Genomic DNA, 25739 nt, shown 5'->3' on the forward strand with positions numbered 1-25739 from the left:
TCGCGTGACGGACGCGAAAATGCCCCTACGGGCGAAGGTGGCCAGTTCGGTGTCACGAACCGCCGCGGCGCTGTCCCGGGCGGCGGGCCGCGGCGACGGCTCGGTGATCGGCGGTTGGATCGGATTGAAGATCGATCCGGACCTGCTGGCCCACCTCTCCGCCGGACGGGCCATCGCGCTGATCTCCGGCACCAACGGCAAGACAACCACCACCCGACTGGCCGCCGCGGCCGTCGGGGTGCTGGGCCGGGTGGCCACCAACTCCTTCGGCGCCAACATGCCCACCGGCCACACCTCCGCCCTGGCCAAGGCCGGCAGCACCCCGTACGCGGTGCTGGAGGTCGACGAGCACTACCTGGCCCAGGTGATCGAGGCGACCGACCCGCACGTGGTGGCGCTGCTCAACCTCTCCCGCGACCAGCTGGACCGCGCCAAGGAGGTCGCCATGATGGCGCAGCTCTGGCGCGCGGCACTGGTCCGGCACCCGGACATCCGCATCGTCGCCAACGCCGACGACCCGATGGTGGTCTGGGCGGCCACCCCACCGGCCACCCACGACCAGCGGATCAACCCGCCGCACGTCACCTGGTTCTCCGCCGGGCAGCGCTGGCACGACGACTCCTGGGTCTGCCCCGAGTGCGGGTCCACCATCCAGCGCTCCGGGGAGCAGTGGTGGTGCACCGGATGCCCGCTGCGCCGGCCCCAGCCGCAGTGGACGGTCGACGAGGAAGGCGTCCTGGACCCGACCGGCGCCTGGTACAAGGTCAAGCTCCAGCTTCCCGGCAAGGTCAACGTCGGCAACGCGGCCACCGCCCTGGCCGTCGCCGCCGAGTTCGGCGTCCGCCCCTTCGACGCGGTTCCCCGCCTGGCCGACGTCACCTCGGTAGCCGGGCGGTACGCCCAGGTCGTCCGGGACGGGCGTACGGTCCGGCTGCTGCTGGCCAAGAACCCGGCCAGCTGGCTGGAGGCCTTCGACATGGCCGAGCTGGCGCCGACACTGCTGTCCATCAACGCGCGGGACCCCGACGGGTTGGACACCTCCTGGCTGTTCGATGTCGACTTCGCCCCGCTGCGGGGACGCCAGGTGCTGATCACCGGCGACCGGGCGTACGACCTGGCCGTCCGGCTCGACGTCAACGACGTGCCCTTCCAGCACGTACGCACCTTCGACGACGCCGTCCGGGCGGTGCCACCCGGGCGGTTGGAGGTCATCGCGAACTACACCGCGTTCCAGGACATCCGAGCGGAGTTGGACCGTGTCAACTGAGACCCTGCGCATCGTCTGGATCTATCCCGACCTGCTGTCCACCTACGGCGACCGGGGCAACGTGCTGATCCTGGCCCGGCGGGCGCGCCAGCGCGGGTTCCCGGTCGAGGTGCTGGAGGTCCGCTCCGACCAGCCGTTGCCGAACACGGCCGACATCTACCTCATCGGTGGTGGCGAGGACGGTCCGCAGGCCCTCGGGGCCCAGCGGCTGCTCGCCGACGGTGGGCTGCACCGGGCCGTGGCCCAGGGTTCGGTGGTGTTCGGGGTCTGCGCCGGCTACCAACTGCTCGGCACCTCCTTCTTCGCCAAGGGCACCCAGTACCGCGGTCTGGAGCTGCTCGACCTCAGCTCGGACCGGGGCGCCAGCCGGGCGGTAGGCGAGCTGGCCGGGGAGATCGACGCCCGGCTGGGCCTGCCGCCGCTGACCGGCTTCGAGAACCACGGCGGGCGTACCCAACTGGGCCCCGGGGTCTCCCCGCTGGCCCGGGTCACCGCCGGGGTCGGCAACGACGGCGCCACCGAGGGGGCCTGGCGGGGCAAGCTGCTCGGCACGTACTCCCACGGGCCGGCGCTGGCCCGCAACCCGGCCCTGGCCGACCTGCTGCTGCGCTGGGCCACCGGCGCCCAGCAGTTGCCGCCGCTGGACGACACCTGGGCCGACCGGTTGCGCGCCGAGCGTCGGGCTGCGGTGGCGGCTGCCGCCCGGCCATGATCCCGGACGGGCGGCGGCCCGGACGAGGTGTGCTGCGGGCCGTCGTGGCGTCGTCGAAGCTGCGGTTCGGGACGCTGGTGTTCCTGCTGGCCGGGTTCGGGGTGATCCTGCTGCTGACCCCGCTGCCCGACCCGGCCACCCTGCCCCACCTGGCCGATCGGCTGGGTGGGTTCGCCCCGGTCGCGGCCGTCCTCGGCGGGGCACTGCTGCTGGTGGCGCTGGTGCCGCGTACCTTCATCACCCTCGCCGCCGGCGCGATCTTCGGGATGCTGCCCGGTGCCCTGTACGCCCTGGGGGCCGCCCTGGTCGCGGCGGCGGCCGGCTTCGCGGTCGGCCGGCTGCTCGGGCGGGACTTCGTCGCCGAACGGGTACGCGGCCGGCTGGCCCGGCTGGATCGCTGGTTCACCCGGCAGAGCGTGTTCGGGGTGATCACCGTACGGCTGCTGCCCATCTCCGGGTTCGGCCTGGTCAGCTACGGCTACGGCACCACCGGCGCCCGGCTGCTGCCCTTCCTCACCGGCAGCGTGCTCGCCTCCGCGCCCACCGCCTTCGGATATGCGGCCCTCGGCGCCGCCGTCACCAGCCCCGGCGGGATCAACTGGTACGCCGCCGCCCCGGCCGCCCTGGGCTTCATCGCCAGCGCGATCCTGGTCGCCCGGTGGTGGCGCGCCGAACGCCGCCCTCGATCCGACGTCCGCTGACCGCCGCGCACAGCTCGGCAACTTCAGGGATAGTGCTGCCTCCGGAGGCGCTGAGGCAGCACTATCCCTGAAACTGTCGCCCGCACCCGGGGTCGACGGCGGGTCAGCCCGGCGGGGTGATCAGGCCGGTTTCGTAGGCGGCGATGACCAGGTGTACCCGGTCCCGGGCGCCGAGCTTGCTGAACAGCCGAGCCACGTGCGCCTTCGCGGTCGCCACACTGATCACGAGTTGCTCGGCGATCTCGGCGTTGGACAGGCCCCGACCGACCAGGGCGAGCACCTCGCGCTCCCGGTCGGTGATCCCGGCCAACGACCGCGAGCGGGACGCCGCTGCCGGCTGGCGGACGAACTCGGCGATGAGCCGGCGGGTCACCCCGGGGGCGATCAACGCGTCCCCGGCGGCCACCACCCGGATCGCGGCGAGGATGTCCTCCAGCGCCATGTCCTTGACCAGAAAACCGCTCGCCCCTGCGCGTAACGCGCCGTGCACGTGCTCGTCGTCGTCGAAGGTGGTGAGCACCAGCACCCGGGTGGGACCACCAGCAGCGATGATCTGGCGGGTCGCCTGGATGCCGTCCGTGCCCGGCATCCGCAGGTCCATCAACACCACGTCGGGCACCACCTCGCGGGTCAGGCGCACCGCCTCGGCGCCGGTACCGGCCTCCCCGACCACCTCCATGTCCGGCACGTCGGCGATCAGCACCCGCAACCCGGCCCGGACCAGCGGCTGGTCGTCGACGAGCAGCACCCGAACACTCACCGCCGCACCGCCGCACCCGGCAACTCGCCGCCGGTCGTGTGATCACCGCTGGTCGGGGCTGTGTCGATCGGTCGGGCAGGGTCCGGCGGCTCGCCGCCGTCGGTCGGTACGGAGAGCGGCAGCTGGGTGGTCACCCGGAAGCCGCCCTCGGGTCGGGGGCCGGCGTGAAACCGGCCGCCGAGGGCCTGGACCCGCTCCCGCATCCCGATCAACCCATGCCCCTCGACGCCGATCGGGCCACCCCGGCCGTCATCGACGACCTCCACCGCGACCAGGCCGGGAACACACCGCACGGTGACCCGGCAGAAGTCGACGCCCGCGTGGCGTACCACGTTTGTCAGCCCTTCCTGAACGATGCGGAACGCGGCGAGGTCGACCTCCGGCGGCACCGGGCACTCGCCGTACCGACGCAACTCGACCCGGACCCCGGCGTCGGCCGCCGCCGCGACCAGCCGGTCCAGGTCCGCCAGGCCGGGGGTCGGAGCCAACGCCGCCGCCTCCCCCGCGCCGCGACGGAGCGTGCCGAGGGTACGCCGCAGCCCGGCCAGAGTCTCCCGGCTGGCCGCCTCGATGGTGGCCAGCGCGGCCCGGGCCTGCTCCGGCTGGGTGTCGATCACCCGGGCGCCCACGCCCGCCTGGATGGCGATCACCCCGATGCTGTGCGCCACCACGTCGTGCAGTTCGCGGGCGATGCGCAGCCGTTCGGCGGTGACCGCCTCGGCGGCGGCGTGCGCCCGCAGCGCGGTCGCGTGCTCGCGCCGCGACCGCACCGAGTTGCCGAGTGTCCACGCCGTCGCGACGGCCAGCCCGGAGAGCAGGGCCTGATCCACCGGTTCCACGCCGCTGTTGACGAAGGCCACCAGGATCTGCGTCCCGAGCACCACGACGGCGGCGAGCCCGGACATCCGGCGGGACCGGTTCGCGGCGATCACGCCGAGCGCCGCGTCCACCGCGAGGAACTGCACGGTGAAGAGCCGGCCGAGATATCCCTGGTCCCCGCCGTGCACCGTGACGCTGGTAAGGGTCGCCCCGACCAGCATCAGCCCCAGTCCGGTGAGCGGCCGACGGCGCAGCAACGCCGCCGGCAGGGCCACGATCAGCAGCGGCACCAGGTACCGCTCGGGCAGCCACCAGCCCAGCACGCCGATCCCGTTGCCGGTCGTCGCCGCCGGCGGCGCCATCACCCAGAGCAGCGGCAGGATGGCCACCCCGGCCCAGACCAGCACCACCCGCACCGCCGACAGGGCGGTACGCGACCGGATCCGGGCGGTGGCCTCCACGCGCACACGGTATCCAGCCAGGCACGGTGTGGGCATCGGCCCACGGGCGTACGCCCGTGGGACAGTGCCCGGCGCGGCGGTGTGGCCCGCGAGCCGATGCCGCGCGACCCGGTCTTCGGGAGGGTAGGCATCATGATCGAGCTTGATGGCCTGACCAGGCGGTACGGGCGCACCACCGCCGTCGACGACCTGACCCTGACCGTACGGCCGGGTCAGGTGACCGGCTTCCTGGGCCCCAACGGCGCCGGCAAGTCCACCACCCTGCGCATGGTCCTCGGGCTGACCGAGCCGAGCAGCGGCACCGCCACGGTGGGCGGCGTCCGGTTCCGGGACCTTCCCCGCGGGTTGCGGCACGTCGGTGCGCTGCTGGACGCGGGCGACGTGCACCCTGGGCGCAGTGCCCGGGCCCACCTGGCGGCGCTGGCCCGTAGCAACGGCATCGGGGGCGGGCGGGTCGACGAGGTGCTGGGCCGGGTCGGCCTCGACAGCGTGGCCGACCGCCGGATCGGCCGATTCTCCCTCGGCATGCGGCAACGCCTCGGCATCGCCGCCGCCCTGCTCGGGGACCCGCCGGTGCTGCTGTTCGACGAGCCGTTCAACGGGCTGGACCCGGAGGGGGTGCGCTGGGTACGGAAGCTTTTCCGGCGGCTCGCCGCCGAGGAACGTACCGTCTTCGTCTCCAGCCACCTGATGAGCGAGATGGAGCACTGTGTCGACCGGCTCGTGGTGATCGGCCGGGGCCGGTTGATCGCCGAGGAGTCCCTGGCCGAGTTCGCCGCCCGCGCCGGTCGGTCGGAGGTGGCCGTGCGTACCCCCGATCCGGCGTCGCTGGTGACGGCGCTGACCGCCGAGGGTGCGGCCGTACGGTCCGATCCGGACGGGACGCTGGCGGTGACCGGGGTGACCGCCGAGCGGATCGGCGAGCTGGCTCTGGGCCTGCGGATCCCGCTGCACGAACTGACCACCCGCACCGCCTCGCTGGAGGAGGCCTTCATGGCGCTCACCGCCGCCGACGTCGAGTACGCCGCAGGGGAGGGCCGATGACCACCGGGGCCCCGACCCGCACCGCGCCGGCACGGACCCGGCAGCCGGCCCGCTTCCGTGACCTGCTCGCCGCCGAATGGATCAAGCTTTGGTCGTTGCGCTCGACCTGGGGCGCGTTCGCCCTGATCCTGCTCGCCATGGTCGGCCTGGCCGTGCACGCCGCGCTGGCCACCCAGGCGGGCTGGCCGGACTGGCCGGCCGAGCGGCGGGCGGTCCGCTCCCCGCTCTGGGACGCCTTCCCCACCGAGGCACAGATGTTCGTCGTCCTGGCGGCCAGTGGCGTCGGCGCGGTCTCGATCGGCGGCGAGTACGCCACCGGGCTGATGCGTACCACCTTCGCGGCCGTTCCCCGGCGCGGCGCCGTGGCCGCCGCGAAGCTGACCGTGTTGCCCGGGGTGCTGACCCTGCTCGGGCTGCTCGGCGCGGCGGCGGCCTTCACGGTGTCGCAGGCGATCCTCGCCGACGTCGGCGCGAACATGTCGATCGGCGACCACGGCGCGCTGCGCGGTCTCGCCGCCTCCGCGCTGCTGGTGCCGCTCTGCGCACTGGTCGGCATGGCCCTGGCGGCGCTGACCCGGCACACCGCGCCCGCGATCGTCACCGCCGCCACAGTGCTGCTCCTGCTGCCCACCGCCGTCAGTGCCGACGAACGCTGGAGCGCGCTGCTCCGGCAGGCCATGCCGATGCCGGCCTGGCAGCGGCTGATGGAACCGACCGGTCCCCCGCCGTGGATCAACGACCCCTACCCGGCCACCGTCGCCTGGTCCTGGACCACGTACGCCGTCTGGGCAGCGGTGGCCGCCATGGTCACCGTGCTCGCGCTGCACCGCCGCGAGCCGTAACGCCGCGCGTCGGTTCGCTCGGTGTTTGTTAAGAAGGGGCCCTTCCTCTACACGAGGCGTTAGGAAGGGCCCCTTCCTTTCACAGCACCACGGAGACCATCCGGCCGGCGATCACGATGACCTTGCGGGGGTCCTTGCCGGCCAGCACGGCGGACACCGCCTCCAGTGCCTGCTCCCGCACCGCTTCCTCGGTCGCGTCGGCGGGGACCTCGATGCGGCCCCGGACCTTGCCGTTGACCTGCACCGGGTAGGTCACCGACTCGGCGACCAGCAGGGCCGGGTCGGCTACCGGGAAGTCCGCGTAGGTCAGGGAGGTGTCGTGGCCCAGTCGCCGCCACAGTTCCTCGGCGATGTGCGGGGCGACCGGCGCCAGCATCAGCACCAGCGGCTCGGCCACCTCACGGGGGGTGGCCGGCAGCCGGGTCACCGCGTTGGTCAGCTCGATCAGCTTGGCGATCGCGGTGTTGAACCGGATCGACTCCATGTCGCCCCGGACCCCGTCGATCACCTTGTGCAGCAGCCGTCGGGTCGCCTCGTCGGCCGGGGTGTCGACCACCCGGGAGGCCCCGGTCTGCTCGTCGACGATGGCCCGCCAGACCCGTTGCAGGAACCGGTACGAGCCGATGACCGCCCGGGTCTCCCAGGGGCGGGACACCTCCAGCGGCCCCATCGACATCTCGTACACCCGGAAGGTGTCGGCGCCGTAGGCGGCGCACATCTCGTCCGGGGTGACGATGTTCTTCAGGGACTTGCCCATCTTGCCGTACTCGCGGTTGACCTGGACGTCACCCAGGTAGAAGCCGCCGTCGCGTTCGACGACCTCCTCGGCGGGCACGTAGGCACCCCGGGCGTCGGTGTACGCGTACGCCTGGATGTAGCCCTGGTTGAACAGCTTGCGGAAGGGCTCGAAGCTGGACACGTGGCCCAGGTCGTACAGCACCTTGTGCCAGAACCGGGCGTACAGCAGGTGCAGCACGGCGTGCTCGGCCCCGCCGACGTACAGGTCCACCCCACCGCAGTCGCCCTCGCTGCGCGGGCCCATCCAGTACCGCTCGTTGTCGGCGTCGACGAACCGCCCGTCGTTGGTGGGATCCAGGTAGCGCAGTTCGTACCAGCAGGAGCCGGCCCACTGCGGCATCACGTTGGTCTCCCGGGTGTACCGCTTGGGCCCGTCACCCAGGTCCAGCTCCACCTCCACCCAGTCCCGGCGGCGCGACAGGGGGGTCTCCGGGTCGGTGTCGGCGTCCTCCGGGTCGAAGGTACGCGGGGAGAAGTCGTCCACCTCGGGCAGCTCTACCGGCAGCATCTCCTCCGGCAGGGCGATGGCGGTGCCCTCGGCGTCGTACACGATCGGGAAGGGCTCGCCCCAGTAGCGCTGCCGGCTGAACAGCCAGTCCCGCAGCCGGTAGGTGGTAGCGCCCTGACCGTTGCCGGTCTCCTCCAGCCAGGCGATGATCCGGGCCTTGGCGTCGGCCACCCCCAGCCCGTCCAGGTCCAGGCCGCGGTCGGGCGCGGCGCTGTTGATGGCCGGCCCCTCCCCGGTGTACGCCTTGCCCTCGAAGCCCTCCGGCGGGGCGACCGTACGCACGATCGGCAGTTCGAAGACCTCGGCGAAGTCCCAGTCCCGCTCGTCCTGGGCGGGCACCGCCATGATCGCGCCGGTGCCGTAGCCGGCCAGCACGTAGTCCGCGATGAAGATCGGGATCTGCTTGCCGGTGACCGGGTTGGTGGCGTACGCCCCGGTGAAGACCCCGGTCTTCTCCTTCGTGTCGGCCTGCCGCTCGACATCGGTCTTGGCCGCCGCCGCCTTGCGGTACGCCTCGACCGCGCCCCGGGGGTTGGCGTGCCCCCCGGTCCAGGCCTCCCGGGTCCCCTCCGGCCAGGCGGCCGGCACCAGGGCGTCGACCAGCTCGTGCTCCGGGGCCAGCACCATGTAGGTGGCCCCGAAGACGGTGTCCGGCCGGGTGGTGAAAACAGTGATGCGGGCTTCGCCCGCAGAATCGGAATCACGGGTCGCGGCCGGGAAGGAGATGTGGGCGCCGGTGGAGCGGCCGATCCAGTTGCGCTGCATCAGCTTGATCGGCTCGGGCCAGTCCAGCTTGTCCAGGTCGTCCAGCAGCCGGTCACCGTAGGCGGTGATCCGCATCATCCACTGCTTCAGATTGCGCTTGTAGACCGGGAAGTTGCCCCGCTCGGAGCGCCCGTCGGCGGTGACCTCCTCGTTGGCCAGCACGGTGCCCAGGCCGGGGCACCAGTTCACCGGCGCCTGCGAGATGTACGCCAGGCGGTGGTCGTCGATGATCGACCGCTGCTCGGCGGCGGACAGCTCACCCCACCCACGCCCGTCCGGGGTACGCCGGGTGCCGCCGGCGAACTCGGCGGTCAGCTCGCTGATCGGGCGGGCCCGATTGGCGTCCCGGTCGTACCAGGAGTTGAAGATCTGCAGGAAGATCCACTGGGTCCAGCGGTAGAAGTCGGTGTCGATGGTGGCCACCGACCGCCGCTGGTCGTGGGCCAGGCCCAGCCGACGCAACTGCTCCCGGTACCGCTCGATGTTGGCCTCGGTGGTGGTCCGGGGGTGGGTGCCGGTCTGCACCGCGTACTGCTCGGCGGGCAGGCCGAAGGCGTCGAAGCCCATCGCGTGCAGCACGTTGCGCCCGGCCATCCGCTGGTAGCGGGCGAAGCAGTCGGTGCCGATGTAGCCCAGCGGGTGCCCGACGTGCAGGCCGGCGCCCGAGGGATAGGGGAACATGTCCAGCACGTACAGCTTCTCCGCGCCGGACCGCGGGTGGGCCGCATCGGCCAGCGGGCCGGAGGGGTTCGGCGCGTGGAAGGTGCCCTCGCGTTCCCAGACGTCCTGCCAGCGGCGTTCGATGTCGTCGGCCAGGGTGGCGGTGTACCGGAACGGTGGCGTGTCGCTGGTCGGGGTGGCTGCCTCGGTCATGCCGCCCCACCTTGATGAATCGCTCGCTGCCGCTCGCTCATGGCCTTCTCCTCGCATCGCTCGGCGGAGTCTGTCGGAGTGCTGGCTGGTCTCGGGTCTGTCTCGCCGGGCCCACCCCCGAGGGCCGGCGGCGGGCACGAAAAAGCCCCTCACGCAGGAGGGGCCGCCGTGCTGTCGCGCGTTCAGCGCATCAGCACGGCTGGGTAAGCAGGAAGACTCCGGCCATGTCCGGCAGTGTACCGCCAACCGGTACGAGCGCGTCGTGCGCCACCCACCCGGCCCCCCATCACCCGAGAAGAACCAGCGATATGCGCTGCGTGAGTGACAAACGTTGCGTAAGCCCTCAAACACCTGCGCAGGTCGGCGTCGGCGACAAACATGGTTAGCCTGAGAGGCCAGTGAGATTGTTGCGGCAGACGAGGCTTGCACGTCGCGAACCCAACGGCGGGGCCAGGTGCTCTATTCAGAGCTGCCGTGATGGCGACGAGGAGGAGGCCCGTGACACAGCAGACCTGGGACGAGGTTGGCGGCCTGTTGCCGTTCGACGAGTTCCGCGCCGCCAGCGACGCCATCGTGGCCAACATCGAACAGGTCATCGAGGGCAAGACCGCCACCGTGCGACTCGCCCTGGCCGTCCTGCTCGCCGAGGGTCACCTGCTCATCGAGGACGTACCGGGAGTCGGCAAGACCAAGCTGGCCAAGGCGCTGGCCCGGTCCATCGACTGTTCGGTACGCCGCATCCAGTTCACCCCCGACCTGCTGCCCAGCGACGTCACCGGGGTCAGCGTCTACAACCAGGAGACCCACGACTTCGAGTTCCGCCCGGGTGCCGTCTTCGCCAACCTGGTCGTCGGCGACGAGATCAACCGGGCCTCCCCGAAGACCCAGTCCGCCCTGCTGGAGTGCATGGAGGAACGGCAGGTCACGGTCGACGGGGTGACCTACCAGCTGCAGACCCCCTTCATGGTGATCGCCACCCAGAACCCGATCGAGATGGAGGGGACATACCCCCTGCCGGAGGCGCAGCGGGACCGCTTCACCGCCCGGATCGCGATGGGTTACCCGGATCCGGCCGCCGAGCTGGCCATGCTCGACGCGCACGGTGCGGTGGATCCGCTGGCGGCCCTGCGGCCGGTCTCCGACGCCGAGACGGTACGCCGACTGATCGGGCACGTCCGGCAGGTGCACGTCGCCGACGCGATCAAGCAGTACGCCGTCGACCTGGTCACCGCCACCCGTGAGTCGCCCGACCTGCGGCTCGGCGCCTCCCCCCGGTGCACCCTGCAGATGCTGCGCACCGCCCGGGCCGTGGCCGCCCTGGACGGGCGGGACTACGTGCTTCCGGACGACCTTCAGGCGCTGGCCGTGCCCGTACTGGCGCACCGGCTCATCCCCACCGCGGACGCCCAGCTGGCCCGGCGCACCACCGACGCGATCATCGCCGAGCTGGTGCACCGGCTGCCCCTGCCGCACGACCGCAAGCGCTCGCCGTACGACAACCGGCCGCCGACCGGCAACGGCCGGGCCCCCTTCGAGCCGCGGAGGCCGTGACGTGCGTGACGGTCTGCGCGGACTGACCACCCGTGGCCGCTCGTTCCTGGCCGCCGCGGTGGCGGCGGCCATCTCCGCCGGCATACTCGGCGAGAAGGATCTGCTCCGGGTGGCCGTGCTGCTGGCCGTCCTGCCCCTGCTAGCCGCCCTCTACGTCGGTCGGAGCCGGTACAAGTTGGCCTGTCACCGGTCGCTGGAGCCGCACCGGATGCCGGTCGGGGCCAACGCCCGGGTGGTGCTGCGGTTGCAGAACATGTCCCGGCTGCCCACCGGCACCCTGCTGCTGGAGGATCGCCTGCCGTACGCCCTGGGCAGTCGTCCCAGGGTCGTGCTGGAACGGCTCGGCGCCCACCAGGCCAGCTCGGTGGCGTACACCGTGCGGGCCGACGTCCGCGGCCGGTACGAGGTGGGTCCGCTGATGGTGCGGATGACCGACCCCTTCGGGTTGTGCGAACTCACCCGGGCCTTCCCGGGTACCGACCGGCTGACGGTCGTCCCGCAGGTGGTGCCGCTGCCGTCGGTGCGGCTGCCCGGGGAGTACGCCGGCAGTGGTGAGAGCCGGGCCCGTTCGGTGGCGGTGCACGGCGAGGACGACGCGGCGACCCGTGAGTACCGGCGCGGCGACGACCTGCGCCGGGTGCACTGGAAGTCGACCGCCCGCACGGGTGAGCTGATGGTGCGCCGGGAGGAACAGCCCTGGGAGAGCCGGGCCACCGTGCTGCTGGACACCCGGGCGTACGGCCATCACGGTGACGGGCCGACGGCCAGTTTCGAGTGGGCCGTCTCGGCGGCGGCCAGCATCGCCGTACACCTGCGTCAGGCCGGCTACAAGCTGCGCCTGGTCACCGGCGCCGGGGTGGACATCGACGCGGGAGAGGGCGGCGACGGGCAGCTGCTCGACCATCTCGCGGAGGTCCGGCTGGACCAGCGGGTCGAGATCACCACCCTGATGCAGCACGTCCGGCAACGCTCCGACGGTGGTCTGATCATCGGCCTGTTCGGGTCGCTGAGCACGGCCGAGGCGGAGTTGCTGGCCGGGCTGCGGGCCAACAACGCCACCTGTGTGAGTTTCCTGCTGGACAGCTCCGCCTGGCTTAACCTGCCGGCCCAGGCCCGGGCCGAGGCCGACCAGGCCCACGACGCCGCCGCCCTGGCCCTGCTCCAGTCCGGTTGGCGGGTCATCGGGGTCGACCACGGTGGTCGACTGCCGGCCCTCTGGCCACAGGCCGGGCGGGGTTCGCAAGGGTTCGCCCTGCGTGCGGCGATGGCCGAGACGGTGGCCGGCGGCGTGCGATGAACGGAAGGTCCCCCTCATGATCGCCCACCGGAACCTGGGCCTGGTGGCCGCCGCGGCTACCCTGCTCGCCTCCGCGCCGCTGTCGGCCATCTTCGAACGCTGGACCTGGTTCGTGCAGGCCGTCATCGCGGTGGCCGCGGTGGCCGCCGCGGCGGCCCTGGCCCGACTCGGCCGGTTCCCGCTGTGGGCCCAGGTCCTGGCCATGCTGGGGGGCCTCACCCTCGCCCTGACCTGGCTGTTCCCCAGCGGTGGCGAGTTGCTGGCCGTGCTGCCCACCCCGAGCACCTTCGGGCACTTCGCCCAGTTGATCACCGGCTCGGTCGAGGACATGCGCGCCTACGGGGTCAAGGTGCCCGACACCGACCCCCTGCTGTTCGTCACCGTGCTCGGCATCGGTGCGGTGGCCGTGGTGGTGGACGTGCTCTGCGTCGGGATGCGTCGGCCGGCCCTGGCCGGGCTGCCGATGCTGGCGATCTACTCGGTGCCGGTGGCCGTCCACGTGGACAGCGTCCCGCCGTTGCCGTTCGCCATCGGCGCCGCCGGTTTCCTCTGGCTGCTGGTCACCGACAACGTGGACCGGGTCCGTCGCTTCGGTCGCCGGTTCACCGGTGACGGCCGCGACGTCGACGTGTGGGAGGCCTCCCCGTTGGCCGCCGCCGGTCGGCGGCTGGCCGTGGTGGGCCTGGCGCTGGCGGTGCTGGTGCCGCTGGCCGTGCCGGGAATGACCGTCGGCCTGATGAACTCCTTCAACTCCGGGGTGGGTTCCGGCCTCGGCACCGGGCTGGGCGGCTCACCCGGCCGGGTTGACCTGTTCGCCGCCCTCAGCGGGGAACTCAACCAGTCCCAGGTGACCGACCTGGTCAAGGTCACCACCAGCGAGGAGGAGCCCTTCTACCTGCGCTTCGGGGTCGCCGACGACCTGCGCGCCGACGGCTTCCGAGTCCGTGGCTCCAACGGCCAGCGGGCCACCGGGGATCTGCCGGATCCGGCCGGGGGGTCGCGGCCCGGCATCGAGCGGACGCGACACCGGGCCACCGTGGAGGTGTCCCGCGAGTTGAACATGAACTTCCTGCCGTTCTACGCCGAGCCGGTCAACTTCGCCGACCTCGGCAACAACTGGTTCTACGACCCGAACCTGCAAGTGCTCTTCTCCAACCGGGACAACTCCCGGGGCAAGAAGTTCTCGTTCGACTACGTACGGTCCACCTACACCCCGCAGGCCCTGCGCTCGGCGCAGCCGCTGCCGGCCGACCTGCCGTTGCGTCGACAGCAGACCGTCACCCCGGACGTGCCCGAGGTGCGGGCCCTGGTCGCGGAGCTGACCCAGGACAGGCGCACCGAGTACGACAAGGTCCGGGCCATCTACGACTACTTCTCCGAGGACAACGGCTTCACCTACCAGTTGAGTACCGAGGAGGGCACCAGCGGCCAGCAGATCCTCGACTTCCTGGAGAACAAGGCCGGCTATTGCCAGCAGTACGCCGCCGCGATGGCCTGGATGGTGCGCGACGCCGGCATCCCGGCGCGGGTCGCCTTCGGTTTCACCAACGGCAACCGGCGTACCGGTGACACCCTGACCCTGACCAACCGGAACCTGCACGCCTGGACCGAGGTCTACTTCGACAACTTCGGTTGGGTACCGTTCGACGCCACCCCGACCTACGGGGTGCCCGGCTCCACCCGGTCCGCCTGGGCGCCGGACGTCGATGCGCCGGAGGAGACCACGCCGCAGCCCGGCGCCACGGACACCCCGGACGAGATCGACACCACCGCGGCCCCGGACAGCGGCCCCAACCAGTTCGACGAGGGTGTCGACCCGGGTGCCGCCGCCAGCCCCGACACCCCCGCCGGGCAGTCCTCGCCGTGGCCCTGGCTGACCCTGCTCGGGGTGCTGGCGCTGCTCCTGCTGCTGGCCGTGCCGGCGCTGCGCCGGCTGGCCCTGCGTCGGCGTCGGGGTCGACCGGCCCCGGTCGCCCGGACCCTAGACCCGCCGGACCCGACCTCCGCCACGACCGGCCCGCCGACCGTGGTGGTCAGCGCCGACCGGGCCCGCGCGGACGCCCACGCCGCCTGGGACGAGCTGATCGACACCCTGGTCGACTACCGGGTCCGGGTGGACCCGACGGAGACCCCCCGGGCGACCGCCGAACGGCTGGCCCGGGAGTCGGTCGGCGCCGACACCGAGGCCGGTACGGCGGTACGCCTGCTCGGGCGGGCCGAGGAGCGGGCCCGCTACGCCCGGGACCCGTTGACCGGAGAGCCCCTGCCCGCCGCCCTGCGGACGGTCCGGGGTGCCCTGGCCGGGCAGGCCGACCGGCGTACCCGCCTGATGGCGACCGCCCTGCCCCCGTCGGTGCTGGGCCGTTGGCGCACCACCCTCGCGGACACCTCGGCCCGCCTGGTCGCCTCCGGCGGCGAACTCCGATCCCGACTCCTACGCTTCAACCCCCGCCGCCTCCTAGCCACCCGACCCCCCCGATAACGCACCCACCCTGTCTGCTCCCCGCCCCGCCCGTCGCCCCGCCGACGGGCGGGCGCCCGCACCACCTCGCCGCGCAGATCTTGCACTTTTGGTCGCCCGAATGTCCGGCTTGATGACTTTTGTCCCGACCAAAAGTGCAAGATCGCGGCCGAGATGGGAGGGGCACGGGCGGGGCGGTGCTTGCAGGGCGCCGAGCCCGTTGGGGCGGGGAACGCCACGACGCCTGAGGTCTGGTGAAGGGAAGCGCTGTGACGCCGAGGTCCGCATCACGCTTGTCGTCGGACGGGGAACCCACGACGTCGAGGCATAGTTGAAGGGAACGCACCGCCAGGACGCTGACGCCACGCCAGCTGAGGTCCGGGCGGGCGGGGGCGGCATGAGACCGAGGGCGGCTGGCTGATCGGGGGCATGACGGACAGCTCGATCGACGCGTCGATCGAGCTGGGAAAGCGTCGCCGGCGTGGGCCGGTGACGCGGTCCGCCGTCTAGGGCTGGTGGTACCGGGTCAGCGGTGCCCCTCCGGGCGTTGCCGCCACCGGTCCTCCATCCGGTCGATGAATCCCGGCCGCCGTCCGGCACGACCGCGAGATCGGCGACGACTGGCTGTGCCGCCGACGACGTGCAGGTCCGGCGACTGCGCCCGACGGTGCGACTGCACCGCGAACGCGGCCGAGGCCAACATGACAACGAACCCCGCCACTGCCAGCGGCGGAGTTTTGATCACCGCGCCATATACCAACAACGCCAAGCCGGCGACGATCAGACCGGCAGCGACGAGCAGGCGACGCCGCGCATGGAAGCGCGGATCGCTGGCGCGCACGGCCGAGGCGAATTTGGGGTCCTCGGCAAGCGACCGCTCGATCTGCTCGAACAGCCGCTGCTCGTGCTCCGAGAGCGGCACGGCACTCCTCCCCGGTCACGTTGGTCGGTCCGGTCGGACCGACAGACCGTGGCAGCCAACCGGCTGCTTACCCGCAAGTCTACGAGGGGGCTCGCGCCTCGGAAAGCGGGACGACCTATGGCAGGGTCGGATTTTCCTTTCGTCGCCCATCGCGACCGATGAGCAGACTGGCCGGACCTATGACGGACCGCCCGAAACGGGCAGCCGCGGCGTCCGCCGCGACCTCCGCCTCCCGCCATCCCCGCTCCGGCTCGCCGAGGGTGAGCTGCCGGGGGGTGGCGTCCGCCGGATGCAGGCCCTCCGCGCGTACGCCCAGCAGACGGATCGGGTCACCGGGGGACAGAGCGGTGAACAAGGACCAGGCCGTGTCGAAGATCTCCCGAGCGACATCAGTCGCTACTTCCAAGGTGCGCGATCGACTGACGGTACGAAAATCCGACATTCGCACCTTCACCGACACGGTTCGTCCCACCTGCCCGGCGTCCCGCAGCCGGGCGCCGACCTTCTCGGCCAGGGCGAGGATGGTCCGGCGCAGGCGTTCCGGGTCGACCACGTCGACCTCGAAGGTGACCTCCGCGCCGATCGACTTCTCCACCTGCTCGGGGCTTACCCGGCGCGGGTCCCGCCCCCAGGCCAACTCGTGCAGGTGGGTGGCGGCGGCCTGACCCAGCGCGGTACGCAGCATCCCGATCGGGGCCTGGGCCAGGTCGCCGACGGTACGCAGACCGAGCCGCAGCAGCGCCTCGGCGGAGCGCTCCCCCACCCCCCACAGCGCCGACACCGGCAGCGGGTGGAGGAAGTCGAGCACCTGGGCGGCCGGGACGACGAGCAACCCGTCGGGTTTGGCCCGGGTGGAGCCGAGCTTGGCGACGAACTTGCTCGGCCCCACCCCCACCGAACAGGTCAGTCCCTGTTCGGCCGCGACCCGTTCACGGATGCGACGGCCGATCGCCGCCGGCGAGCCGAAGAGTCTTCGGGCCCCCGCTACGTCGAGGAAGGCCTCGTCCAGCGACAGCGGCTCGACCAACGGGGTGACGTCCCGGAAGATCTGCATGACCGCCCGGGAGGCGGCCGAGTAGCGGGTGAAATCCGGCGGCAGGAAGATCGCGTGCGGGCACAGGGCCCGGGCCCGCATGGTGGGCATCGCGCTGCGTACGCCGTACCGTCGGGCCTCGTAGCTGGCGGAGCTGACCACCCCGCGCGGCCCGACTCCGCCGACCACGACGGCCCGGCCGCGCAGTTCCGGCCGGTGCCGCACCTCCACGGAGGCGTAGAAGGCGTCCATGTCGACATGCAGGATCGGACAGCCGGTGTCGTCGGCGTCCGGCCCGAAGCGGGGATCACCGCCCCGGGGTATCGACTGGCTGCGGCCCACCTGGGAAGGTTAGCCTCCCGCACCGACACCCTCGGCCGGTCAGCCCCGTACGACCAGCAGCGGAATGGTCATCTCGGCCGCCGTGTCCGCGCCGTGGAAGCCGACCAGCCGGGACAGCATCGGGCTCTCCGAGCGGCTGGCCAGTACGGCGTACGTGTCGTTGCAGACCACCACGAGGTCGCCGACGCGCGCCAGGTGTTCCTCGTACACCGGCCCGAACCAGCCGGTGGCCACCGCCTCCTCCCGGGTCAGCACCCGGCCCGCCGCGCCCAGCACCTGCGACCAGGCGGCCCGTACGTCTTCGGTGGCCCCCGGTACGACATGCAGGTAGCGCACCCGGGGCTCTCCGGCGACCACCCGCACCCCGGCGGTCAACCGAGGGTCGGTGTCCAGGTCGAACCGGTGCCCGGCCGGCACGTTCAACTGCCCGTGGTCGGCGGTGACCAGCAGCGCCGCGTCCGGCGGCAACCCGTCCACCAGCCGGGCCAGCAGCCCGTCGACCTCGGTGGCGGCGGTACGCCAGGGCACCGAGTCCACCCCGCTGAGGTGGCCGTGCCGGTCCAGGTCCGGGTGGTAGCCGGAGACCAGGGTGGGCCCGGTCCCGGCGCCCAGGGCGGCCAGCATGGTGGCGGCCAGCGCCTCGACCCCGGTGGCGCCCCGGTAGTCGCCGCCCCGGTTGGCGGCCACCGTCAGTCCGGTGCCGCCGAACTCCGGTCGGCTCACCACGGTCACCGCGACACCGGCGGCCCGGGCCCGCTGCAACGCCGTGGTGACCGGCTGCCAGCGCAGCGGGGACGGCTCGTCGGCCCACTCCAGGTGGTTGAGCACCCGGTCGGTGCCCGGTATCCGCAGGCTGAACCCGAGCACCCCGTGCGCGCCGGAGGCCGTACCGGTGCCCAGGGTGACCAGGCTGGTCGGGGTGGTGGAGGGGAAGCCGCAGGTGAGCGGGCGGCCGGTGGTGGCGGTCAGCCCGGCCAGGGTCGGCGCGTACGGCGTGGCGATCGGGATCTGGTGCCAGCCGAGCCCGTCGACCAGCAGCACGGCGACCCGACGTACCCCGGCCAACTCGTCGGCCAGCCCGAGCAGGTCGACCGCGCCGGGCACCCCTAGCGCCGCCAGCGCGCTGGGCAGCACATCCGCCAGGCTCCGCCCGCCGTACTCCGGCACCACCGGGGCCAGGAAGGGCGGCGGTGCGGGGGTCGCGGCGGGGTCGGTCATGCCGGGCGGCGGGCGAACAGGTGCAGCTGGGCGGCGACATCCCGCCAGGGAGACCGGGCCGCCAGGGCCCGCTCCAACTCGACCAGGGCCGCCTGCTGGCCGTCCGCGACCGCCGCCGGCAGCAGGTCGGCCAGGACGCGTACCCCGTGGATCTCCTCGACGGTGAGGCCGGCGGCGGTGAGCAGCGCGGCGGCGCCCTCGGCGTCGAACCGGCGGCGCAGGGTGTCCCGGGGCCCGGCGGTGCCCTCGGGGTCGGCGGCCAGCGTGGCGGCCGTGTCGAGGTGACCGTTCATGGCCCGGCCGAGCACCGCCGCCGACCTACCGGCCACCAGCACGCTCGCCGCCCCGCCGGGACGCAGCGCGGTGGCCAGTGCGGTCACCACCGAGGCCGGTTCGTCGACCACCTCCAGGACGGCATGGCAGAGCACCAGGTCGACACTTGCCGGTTCGACCAGCCCGGCCAGGGCGTCACCGTCGCCCTGGACTGCGCGTACCCGGTCGGCCACCCCGGCCTCGGCGGCCCGGCGGCTGAGGGCGGCCAGGGCGTCCGGACTGGCGTCGACCACGGTGACCTGGTGCCCGGCCTGGGCCAGCGGTACCGCGAAGCCACCCGTGCCACCCCCCACGTCCAGCACGGTCAACTCGGTGGCGGGCCGACGGTCCAGCTCGGCGCGCAGCACCGACCAGACCACGGCGGTACGGGGAGTCAGTGGCGGCCCGGCCGCGCCTGGGGTCTGTTCCACCCGGTCGAGCCTAGGGCCTGTCCCGCCGATCCTGCTCACCGAGGTTGGGTCCACACCCACCGAGCCGGGTCACACCTGGTCGGAGCCCCCGAGCCGGCGGACCCACCCGCCTCAGCGGAAATCGCGGGAGGCCGGACGGACCGGTGGCTCGATGGCCTCCAACCGGTCGGCGACCAGGTTGGTCACCCCCTCGTGTCGTTGCAGCCGCCCCCGTACGACCAGCGCCGCGCTGGTCCGGGCCACCCGCCGCTGCCGCTGCCACAACCCCGGCGAACAGGTCACGTTGAGCATCCCGGTCTCGTCCTCCAGGTTGATGAAGGTGACCCCGCCCGCGGTGGCCGGCCGCTGCCGGTGGGTGACGATCCCCCCGACCCGGATCCGCCGACCCGGTTCCACCCGGCCCAGCCGGTCGATCGGTACCGCACCCATCGCCTCCAACTGGGGGCGGATGAACCGGGCCGGATGGTTCTCCGGGGACAACCCGGTGGCCCACACGTCGGCGACCAGCCGGTCCACCGCCTCCATCCCGGGCAGGGTGGGCGCCGCCGCGCCGGTCACCGTGCCGGGCAGCCGGTCCGGTCGGTCCTGGGCCGCCGCGCCGGCCGCCCACAGCGCCTGCCGCCGGGTCAGACCGAAACAGGCGAAGGCGTCCGCGGTGGCCAGGGCCTCCAGTTGGGCGGCGGTCAGACCCACCCGCCGGGCCAGATCCGACATGTCCCGGTACGGCCCGTGCGCCGTCCGCTCGGCCACGATCCGCTCGGCCACCGGCTCGCCGAGGGTACGCACACCCGACAGCCCCAGCCGTACGGCCGGCCCGCCCAGCCCCCAGGCGTGGGGCGGCTCCCCCGGCTGGCTGCCCCACCGGGTGTCCGGGGTGGACTCCAGCACCGGCTGCACCCCGCTGGCGTTGATGTCCGGTCGGCGGACCTGCACCCCGTGCCGGCGGGCGTCGTCGACCAGGGTCTGCGGCGAGTAGAAGCCCATCGGCTGGGCGCGCAGCAGCGCGGCCAGGAAGGGACCCGGGTGGTAACGCTTGAGCCAGGAGCTGGCGTACACCAGGTAGGCGAAGCTCATCGCGTGGCTCTCCGGGAAGCCGTAGCTGGCGAAGGCGGTGAGCTTGCGGTAGACGTCCTCGGCCAACTCACCGGTGATGCCCCGCTGCGCCATGCCGGCGTAGAGCCGATCGGCGATGCGGGCCATCCGCTGCACCGAACGCTTCGCCCCCATCGCCCGGCGCAACTGGTCGGCCTCGGCCGCGTCGAACCCGGCCAGGTCGATGGCGAGCTGCATCAACTGCTCCTGGAACAGCGGCACCCCCAGGGTCTTCTCCAGGGCGTTGCGCATCAGCGGATGGGCGTACGTCACCGGCTCCTGCCCGTTCTTGCGCCGGATGTACGGGTGCACCGAGCCGCCCTGGATCGGGCCGGGCCGGATCAGCGCCACCTCGACCACCAGGTCGTAGAACTCGCGCGGCTTCAGCCGGGGCAGGGTGGCCATCTGGGCCCGGCTCTCCACCTGGAACACCCCGACCGAGTCGGCCCGGCAGAGCATGTCGTAGACCTCGGGATCGTCCAGGCTCATGTCGCCCAGATCCAGGCTCATCCCGATCATGTCGTAGCCGTAGTGCAGCGCCGAGAGCATGCCCAGGCCCAGCAGGTCGAACTTGACCAGGCCGACGGCGGCGCAGTCGTCCTTGTCCCACTGGAGCACGCTGCGGCCGGGCATCCGCCCCCACTCCACCGGACACACCTCGATCACCGGCCGATCGCAGATCACCATGCCCCCGGAGTGGATGCCCAGGTGCCGGGGGAACGTCTGCACCTCGTTGGCGTACGCGATCACCTGCTCGGGGATCTCCGGCACGTCCGCCGTGGCCACCTCACCCCACCGGTCGATCTGCTTGCTCCAGGCGTCCTGCTGACCGGGGGAGAAACCGAACGCCTTGGCCACGTCCCGCACCGCCGACCGGGGCCGGTACGAGATCACATTGGCCACCTGGGCGGTGTGCTCCCGGCCGTAGCGGGCGTAGACGTGCTGGATGACCTCCTCCCGGCGGTCGGACTCGATGTCCACGTCGATGTCGGGCGGGCCGTCGCGTTCGGGGGCCAGGAAGCGTTCGAACAGCAACCGGTGCCGGACCGCGTCCACATTGGTGATCCGCAGGGCGTAGCAGACCGCCGAGTTGGCCGCCGAGCCCCGGCCCTGGCAGTAGATGTCGGCCCGGCGGCAGAACTCGACGATGTCGTAGACCACCAGGAAGTAGCCCGGGAAGCCCAGCGCCTCGATCATGTTCAGCTCGTGGTCGAGCTGCGCGTACGCCTGCGGGTGGGCCGCGCGGGGGCCGTAGCGTTCCCGCGCACCGGCCTCGGTGAGCTGCCGCAGCCAGCTCATCTCGGTGTGCCCCGGCGGCACCGGGTACGCCGGCAGTTGCGGTGCGACGAGTTGCAGGTCGAAGGCGAGTTCCGCGCCGAACTCGGCGGCCCGGGCCACCGCACCCGGGTAGGCCGCGAACCGGGCCGCCATCTCGGCCCCGGAGCGCAGGTGGGCGGTGCCGGCGGCGGGTAGCCAGCCGTCCATCTCGTCCAGGCTGCGCCGGGCCCGTACGGCGGCCAGGGTGGTGGCCAGTCGCCGTCGCCCCGGGGCGGCGTAGTGCACGTTGTTGGTGGCCACCGTGGGCAGCCCGGCGGCGGCGGCCAGCTCGGCCAGGGCCTCGTTGCGGTCCTCGTCGACCGGATGCCCGTGGTCGGTCAGCTCCACCGCCACCGTCTCCGCCCCGAACAGGGCGGTCAGCCGGTCCAGCTCGCGGGCCGCCGCCTCGACCCCCTCGGTGAGCAGGGCCGCCGGCACGTGCCCCTTGCGGCAGCCGGTCAGCACCAGCACGTGGTCCCGCAGGTCGGCGGCGATCTCCTCCAGGTCGCCGTAGACCGGGCGGCCCTTCTCCCCGCCCCGCAGGTGGGCGCGGGCGATGGTGGTGGCCAGCCGGGCGTACCCCTCGTGGCCGTGGGCCAGCACCAGCAGGTGCTTGCCGTGCGGGTCGGGTACCCCGTTCTGCGGGCCGGGCAGGCCCAGGGTCAGCTCCGCCCCGAAGATCGTCGGCAGGTGCAGCGCGCGGGCCGCCTCGGCGAAGCGCACCACACCGTAGAAGCCGTCGTGGTCGGTGACGGCCAGGGCGGTGAGCCCCAGCCGGATGGCCTCCTCGACCAGTTCCTCCGGATGGCTGGCGCCGTCGAGGAAGCTGAAGTTGGTGTGGGCGTGCAGTTCCGCGTACGGCAGCACCCCGTCGGGTCGGGTCAGCTCCGGCGGACTGTAGTGCTCCCGGCGCCGGTTCCAGGCCGGCGAGTCGCCCCCGTCGGCATCGATCGCGAGTGGATCCACCACATGCAGATGCCGTTCCCCGGCACCCTGCTCACTCCCCCGACCTCTCCCCTTGCCCGACCGTCCGGAGAGCACCCGCTCCAGCTCCGACCACGGCAGCCGTGGGTTGTGGAAACTCACCGTCCCCACCTCGCCGCCACGATCTTGGTACGTGCCGGCCCCCGGGAGGGCCGTTTCGTACCAGGATTCACGTCAGTCATAGATCGCCTCCAGCAGCCATCGGCCGTGCTCGACGGCGAGCAGGAGTGCGGTGCCGTCGGCCAGGCAGACCTGGAAGCGGGCTCGGCGACGGGCCTCGGTCGGGGCCCACCACCGCTCGTCGACCGGCCACGGACCGGCCCAGCCGACGATCTCGACTCCCCTGCCCACGCCTACCCGGACCAGGGCTTCCACGGTCGCGTCGGTGCTCAGCCGGGCCGGCGGGGCGCTCATCGCCAGCCGGGCGCTCACCGTCACCGGTTCACCGGCGGCATCCCACACGTGTACGGCGAGCGCAGTGGGCAGCACCACCGCCGGCGAAGGCGGCGGCAGCCGCCCCGGCCAGGACGGCAGCGGGGCGGCAGCGGGGCGGGTGGGGGCGCGTTCGTCGCCCCATGGGACCAGCCGTACCTGGTCGGTCGGGGAGCGACCGCCACCGAGCACGGCGGTGACCACCGCCTCGGGGCCGAGCAGGCCCTGCACCCGGGTCAGCGCCCGATGTGCCCGCTCGCGTTCCTCGCCGGTCTCGCCCCACAGCCCGGGTTGCAGGCCGGCCTGGGCCAGCACCCCGTCCGGCACCAACCGCAGCCGGATGATCCCGGCGGTGGGCCGGGCCGGGCCGCCCCGGCGGGCCCCGGTCAGCCAGCCGTCCAGTTGCCAGCGGACCCGGTCGGCGATCGCCGCCGCGCTCAGCAGACCGTCGTGCCGCCAGACCCGGTGCAACTCCTGGCCGTGCGCGGTGACCGCCTCGATGCCGAGCCGGGTGCAGGCCAGCCCGTGCCCGGCGAGCCGTTCGTGCAGCCGTTCGGCCAGGGTCCGGGCGGCGAACGCCGCGACGTCGACCCGCTCGATCGGCTCGTCCAGGTCGGCGGTGACCGTCAGGTCGGCGGGCGGGCGCCGGACCGCGAGCGGGCGGTCGTCCCGCCCGGCGGCCATCCGGTGGGCCAGCGCCCCGTCGAAGCCGAACCGGGCCAACACGTCACCGGCGGACAGGGCGGCGAAGTCACCGAGGGTACGCACCCCCAGTCGGCGCAGCAGGTCGGCCAGGGGCGGCCGGCCCAGGGCCTCGACGGGCTGGGTGGACAGGAACTCCGGGGTTCCGCCGGGCGGCACGATCCGCCCCTGTCGGGCGGCCAACCCGGCGGCGAACACCCCGTCGGCGATGCCGACCTGGCTCTCCACCGCGCAGCTCTGCGCGACATGCTCGACGATCCGTTCGGCCGCCGCCTCCTCACCGCCGAGGTAGCGGCTGGGCCCCCGGGCGGGCAACGCGCAGGCTCCGGGGCGGATCACCTCGACCCCGGCCGCCACCTCCTCGACCGCGGCCACCACCGGCTCGAAGGCCCGCGCGTCCCGCCCGGGATCGTGGTCGACGACGGTCAGCCCCGGGCAGCGCCCCTGGGCCTCCCGCCGACGCAGCCCTCGGCGTACCCCCTCGGCCCTGGCCTGCTCGGAGCAGGCGAGGACCCGGTTGGCGTGCAGCACCGCCACCGGTCCGGTGGCCGGCACCCCGTCGATGATCTCGGCGGCCAGCACCGGCCAGTCCGGACACCAGAGCAGCAGGGTCCGGACGACCGCACTCATGTCAGCCTCACCCACCCGGCGGGGTGCCGGATGCGCCACGGAACCCTCATCGCGACGACCACAGGCGCATGACGGCCGCGCGGCTGCTGGTGGACTCGCTGCGGGAAGTGGCGGGCCCGGGGATGACCCGGGTCAGTTCGGCACCGGGCAACCAGACCTTGGCCTCCTTGGGGCGGGCCGCCGCCCCCCGGCCACGCGCCGAGATGGTCACCTCGCGGCGACGCAGCCGACCCCGACCCGACCCGAGTCCTTCCCACACCCCGCGTACCACCTGGAGGGTCACATCCGCGCCCTCCCACCGGCCGTAGGGCACCAGCACGCTGCCGCGTTGCCGGGCCCGGGCGGCCAGTCGGCCGGCGACGGAGGCGGAGACCGTGGCCGGTACGGCGGTGACCACCACATCGACCCCGTCGATGAGCGCGGCGACCACGGTGGGCCATTCCGGGCCGGGCTGCGGCACCAGGGCCAGCCGGTCCAGGGCGATCCCGGCCTCGGCCGCCGCGCCGGCTCCGAAGGTCGGCAACCCGACCACCGCGCACCATGAGCCGGTGCGGGAGGCCTCGGCCAGCAGGGCGAACAGCAGTGAGGTGGTGCCACTGTGCCGGGACTGCCCGGCACCGACCGCGATGGTGCTGCCCCGGCGCAGCCCTCGGCCGGGCAACAACCCGCTCAACTCGGGCCGCACCGGCAGCGTCCGGTGGCCGCCCGCCGGATCGGGGGCGCTGGCCGGGCGCACCAACTCGGCCAGCGCGGCGGAACCGACGACCATGCGGCCCGCCATCGGATCTACCCCCGTCGTGTCGCCCCGGGCACCGGCCCGGGGATGGTGCTGTCGTTGATCAGATAAGAAGGTGCCGAGGTGGCATGGTCGGCCAGGGAGGGCCCTGACGGCGTCCGGTCAGCCTGGTGTCCCGCCGGTGGTGACCGGACGCCGCGACTCAGGCGACGAGCCCCTCGATGGCCGGTTGATGGACCAGGTCGAGTGCGGACTCCACCACCGCCACGAAATCCTCCGCGGCGCGGAGCAGATCGTCGGCCTCCCGGGCGGTGACCACCCGGGGTATGCCGGCCTCGGCGGCGGCCCGCTTGCCGGCGGCCAGGGCGAAGTAGGTGGCCCACTCGTGCAGCTCGGGGGCGACACCGGCGAGCAGGACCCAGACACTGGTGATCCGGCTACGGCGGGTCGGCGCGGGGCGGGCCCGGGCGGCGAGCACCGCGGCGGCGGCGCGCAGGGCCGCCAGGTGGGCGGTGGCGTACCGGAGACCCTCGGGGCTCGTCCGGGCGGCTTCGGCGAGCCCTTGCCGAGCCACCGCCAGTAGTTGGGCGGGGGTGCGGTGTGGCAACACGTGCGCGGGCACCGTCGGCACCTGGGCCGGGCTGGTCGGCATGTCACTCCTCCAGGCGGACCGGGGCGGGCGACCGCGCGGCGGAGGAGTTCCGTCGGCGCGGGGCACCCGCAGCGGGC

Annotated in this window: 19 protein-coding genes; 8 read left to right on the top strand and 11 right to left on the bottom strand. The window is 73.1% G+C overall.

Annotated elements, in window-relative coordinates; translation table 11 throughout:
- The first annotated feature begins 19 nt into the window (after nucleotides 1–19).
- The 3 genes from ACGFIK_RS08015 to ACGFIK_RS08025 are packed head-to-tail and all read left to right on the top strand — an operon-like array spanning nucleotide 20 to nucleotide 2680.
- A complete protein-coding gene (locus tag ACGFIK_RS08015; RefSeq protein ID WP_327027031.1) occupies nucleotides 20–1267 on the top strand; it encodes a MurT ligase domain-containing protein in 1248 nt (415 codons plus the stop codon).
- Nucleotides 1257–1979: a glutamine amidotransferase gene (locus ACGFIK_RS08020; RefSeq protein WP_327024841.1), complete on the top strand. Its 723-nt coding sequence runs from the start codon at nucleotides 1257–1259 to the stop codon at nucleotides 1977–1979. Before ACGFIK_RS08015 ends, ACGFIK_RS08020 begins: the two co-directional genes overlap by 11 nt.
- Nucleotides 1976–2680: a TVP38/TMEM64 family protein gene (locus tag ACGFIK_RS08025; protein WP_393338339.1), complete on the top strand. Its 705-nt coding sequence runs from the start codon at nucleotides 1976–1978 to the stop codon at nucleotides 2678–2680. Before ACGFIK_RS08020 ends, ACGFIK_RS08025 begins: the two co-directional genes overlap by 4 nt.
- 103 nt (nucleotides 2681–2783) lie before the next feature.
- Here ACGFIK_RS08025 and ACGFIK_RS08030 read toward each other — a convergent pair whose 3' ends face one another.
- Both ACGFIK_RS08030 and ACGFIK_RS08035 read right to left on the bottom strand, forming a co-directional pair.
- A complete protein-coding gene (locus ACGFIK_RS08030; protein WP_327024839.1) occupies nucleotides 2784–3440 on the bottom strand; it encodes a response regulator transcription factor in 657 nt (218 codons plus the stop codon).
- Nucleotides 3437–4720 (bottom strand): sensor histidine kinase, encoded by a 1284-nt coding sequence (locus ACGFIK_RS08035; protein WP_327024838.1) that lies wholly within the window; start codon nucleotides 4718–4720, stop codon nucleotides 3437–3439. The genes ACGFIK_RS08030 and ACGFIK_RS08035 overlap by 4 nt, the downstream gene beginning before the upstream one ends.
- A gap of 132 nt (nucleotides 4721–4852) precedes the next feature.
- On the opposite strand from ACGFIK_RS08035, the gene ACGFIK_RS08040 reads away from it, so the two are divergent.
- Entirely contained in the window at nucleotides 4853–5764 is a 912-nt protein-coding gene (locus ACGFIK_RS08040) for an ATP-binding cassette domain-containing protein (RefSeq protein WP_327024837.1), read from the top strand.
- Nucleotides 5761–6606 carry a hypothetical protein gene (locus ACGFIK_RS08045; protein ID WP_327024836.1) on the top strand — a complete coding sequence of 282 codons (846 nt, stop codon included), beginning with the start codon at nucleotides 5761–5763 and terminating at the stop codon, nucleotides 6604–6606. The genes ACGFIK_RS08040 and ACGFIK_RS08045 overlap by 4 nt, the downstream gene beginning before the upstream one ends.
- Before the next feature lie 79 nt (nucleotides 6607–6685).
- Here the strand turns inward: ACGFIK_RS08045 and leuS are convergent, their stop codons facing one another.
- A complete protein-coding gene (gene leuS, locus ACGFIK_RS08050) occupies nucleotides 6686–9550 on the bottom strand; it encodes a leucine--tRNA ligase (RefSeq protein ID WP_393338344.1) in 2865 nt (954 codons plus the stop codon).
- 498 nt (nucleotides 9551–10048) lie between these two features.
- Between leuS and ACGFIK_RS08055 the strand changes: the two genes are divergently transcribed.
- From ACGFIK_RS08055 to ACGFIK_RS08065, 3 genes are read left to right on the top strand one after another with little or no spacing between them, the layout of a single operon-like run.
- Nucleotides 10049–11101 carry an AAA family ATPase gene (locus ACGFIK_RS08055; RefSeq protein WP_393338347.1) on the top strand — a complete coding sequence of 351 codons (1053 nt, stop codon included), beginning with the start codon at nucleotides 10049–10051 and terminating at the stop codon, nucleotides 11099–11101.
- A 1-nt stretch (nucleotide 11102) separates the two neighbouring features.
- Nucleotides 11103–12398 (top strand): DUF58 domain-containing protein, encoded by a 1296-nt coding sequence (locus ACGFIK_RS08060; RefSeq protein WP_327024834.1) that lies wholly within the window; start codon nucleotides 11103–11105, stop codon nucleotides 12396–12398.
- 16 nt (nucleotides 12399–12414) lie between these two features.
- Complete coding sequence (locus ACGFIK_RS08065; protein ID WP_327024833.1) at nucleotides 12415–14880, top strand: DUF3488 and transglutaminase-like domain-containing protein; 2466 nt, start codon at nucleotides 12415–12417, stop codon at nucleotides 14878–14880.
- A gap of 505 nt (nucleotides 14881–15385) precedes the next feature.
- Here ACGFIK_RS08065 and ACGFIK_RS08070 read toward each other — a convergent pair.
- The 8 genes from ACGFIK_RS08070 to ACGFIK_RS08105 form a co-directional block, all read right to left on the bottom strand.
- Complete coding sequence (locus ACGFIK_RS08070) at nucleotides 15386–15781, bottom strand: DUF3040 domain-containing protein (protein ID WP_327024832.1); 396 nt, start codon at nucleotides 15779–15781, stop codon at nucleotides 15386–15388.
- Nucleotides 15782–15896: 115 nt separating this feature from the next.
- Entirely contained in the window at nucleotides 15897–17156 is a 1260-nt protein-coding gene (locus ACGFIK_RS08075; protein WP_327024831.1) for a DNA polymerase IV, read from the bottom strand.
- Between the two features lie 39 nt (nucleotides 17157–17195).
- Complete coding sequence (locus ACGFIK_RS08080) at nucleotides 17196–18374, bottom strand: alkaline phosphatase family protein (protein WP_393338351.1); 1179 nt, start codon at nucleotides 18372–18374, stop codon at nucleotides 17196–17198.
- The gene (locus ACGFIK_RS08085; protein WP_327024829.1) at nucleotides 18371–19117 is read right to left on the bottom strand and encodes a methyltransferase domain-containing protein; all 747 of its coding nucleotides are present in this window, start codon (nucleotides 19115–19117) and stop codon (nucleotides 18371–18373) included. The genes ACGFIK_RS08080 and ACGFIK_RS08085 overlap by 4 nt, the downstream gene beginning before the upstream one ends.
- Nucleotides 19118–19228: 111 nt before the next feature.
- Nucleotides 19229–22612 (bottom strand): error-prone DNA polymerase, encoded by a 3384-nt coding sequence (locus tag ACGFIK_RS08090; RefSeq protein ID WP_393338354.1) that lies wholly within the window; start codon nucleotides 22610–22612, stop codon nucleotides 19229–19231.
- Nucleotides 22613–22684: 72 nt separating this feature from the next.
- The gene (locus ACGFIK_RS08095) at nucleotides 22685–24274 is read right to left on the bottom strand and encodes a DNA polymerase Y family protein (protein WP_393338356.1); all 1590 of its coding nucleotides are present in this window, start codon (nucleotides 24272–24274) and stop codon (nucleotides 22685–22687) included.
- A 46-nt stretch (nucleotides 24275–24320) separates the two neighbouring features.
- Nucleotides 24321–25055: a hypothetical protein gene (locus tag ACGFIK_RS08100; RefSeq protein WP_393338359.1), complete on the bottom strand. Its 735-nt coding sequence runs from the start codon at nucleotides 25053–25055 to the stop codon at nucleotides 24321–24323.
- A 157-nt stretch (nucleotides 25056–25212) separates the two neighbouring features.
- Entirely contained in the window at nucleotides 25213–25662 is a 450-nt protein-coding gene (locus tag ACGFIK_RS08105; protein WP_357529850.1) for an SAV_6107 family HEPN domain-containing protein, read from the bottom strand.
- Between the last annotated feature and the right edge of the window lie 77 nt (nucleotides 25663–25739).

Source organism: Micromonospora sp. NPDC048871, from assembly GCF_043198155.1.
Lineage (GTDB): Bacteria > Actinomycetota > Actinomycetes > Mycobacteriales > Micromonosporaceae > Micromonospora.

Excerpts from the sequence above, each read along its gene's own strand:
- ACGFIK_RS08015 (WP_327027031.1), top strand. The coding sequence starts at position 20 with ATGCCCCTACGGGCGAAGGTGGCCAGTTCGGTGTCACGAACCGCCGCG.
- ACGFIK_RS08025 (WP_393338339.1), top strand. The coding sequence starts at position 1,976 with ATGATCCCGGACGGGCGGCGGCCCGGACGAGGTGTGCTGCGGGCCGTC.
- ACGFIK_RS08040 (WP_327024837.1), top strand. The coding sequence starts at position 4,853 with ATGATCGAGCTTGATGGCCTGACCAGGCGGTACGGGCGCACCACCGCC.
- ACGFIK_RS08045 (WP_327024836.1), top strand. The coding sequence starts at position 5,761 with ATGACCACCGGGGCCCCGACCCGCACCGCGCCGGCACGGACCCGGCAG.
- leuS (WP_393338344.1), bottom strand. The coding sequence starts at position 9,550 with ATGACCGAGGCAGCCACCCCGACCAGCGACACGCCACCGTTCCGGTAC.
- ACGFIK_RS08065 (WP_327024833.1), top strand. The coding sequence starts at position 12,415 with ATGATCGCCCACCGGAACCTGGGCCTGGTGGCCGCCGCGGCTACCCTG.
- ACGFIK_RS08080 (WP_393338351.1), bottom strand. The coding sequence starts at position 18,374 with ATGACCGACCCCGCCGCGACCCCCGCACCGCCGCCCTTCCTGGCCCCG.
- ACGFIK_RS08095 (WP_393338356.1), bottom strand. The coding sequence starts at position 24,274 with ATGAGTGCGGTCGTCCGGACCCTGCTGCTCTGGTGTCCGGACTGGCCG.
- ACGFIK_RS08100 (WP_393338359.1), bottom strand. The coding sequence starts at position 25,055 with ATGGCGGGCCGCATGGTCGTCGGTTCCGCCGCGCTGGCCGAGTTGGTG.
- ACGFIK_RS08105 (WP_357529850.1), bottom strand. The coding sequence starts at position 25,662 with ATGCCGACCAGCCCGGCCCAGGTGCCGACGGTGCCCGCGCACGTGTTG.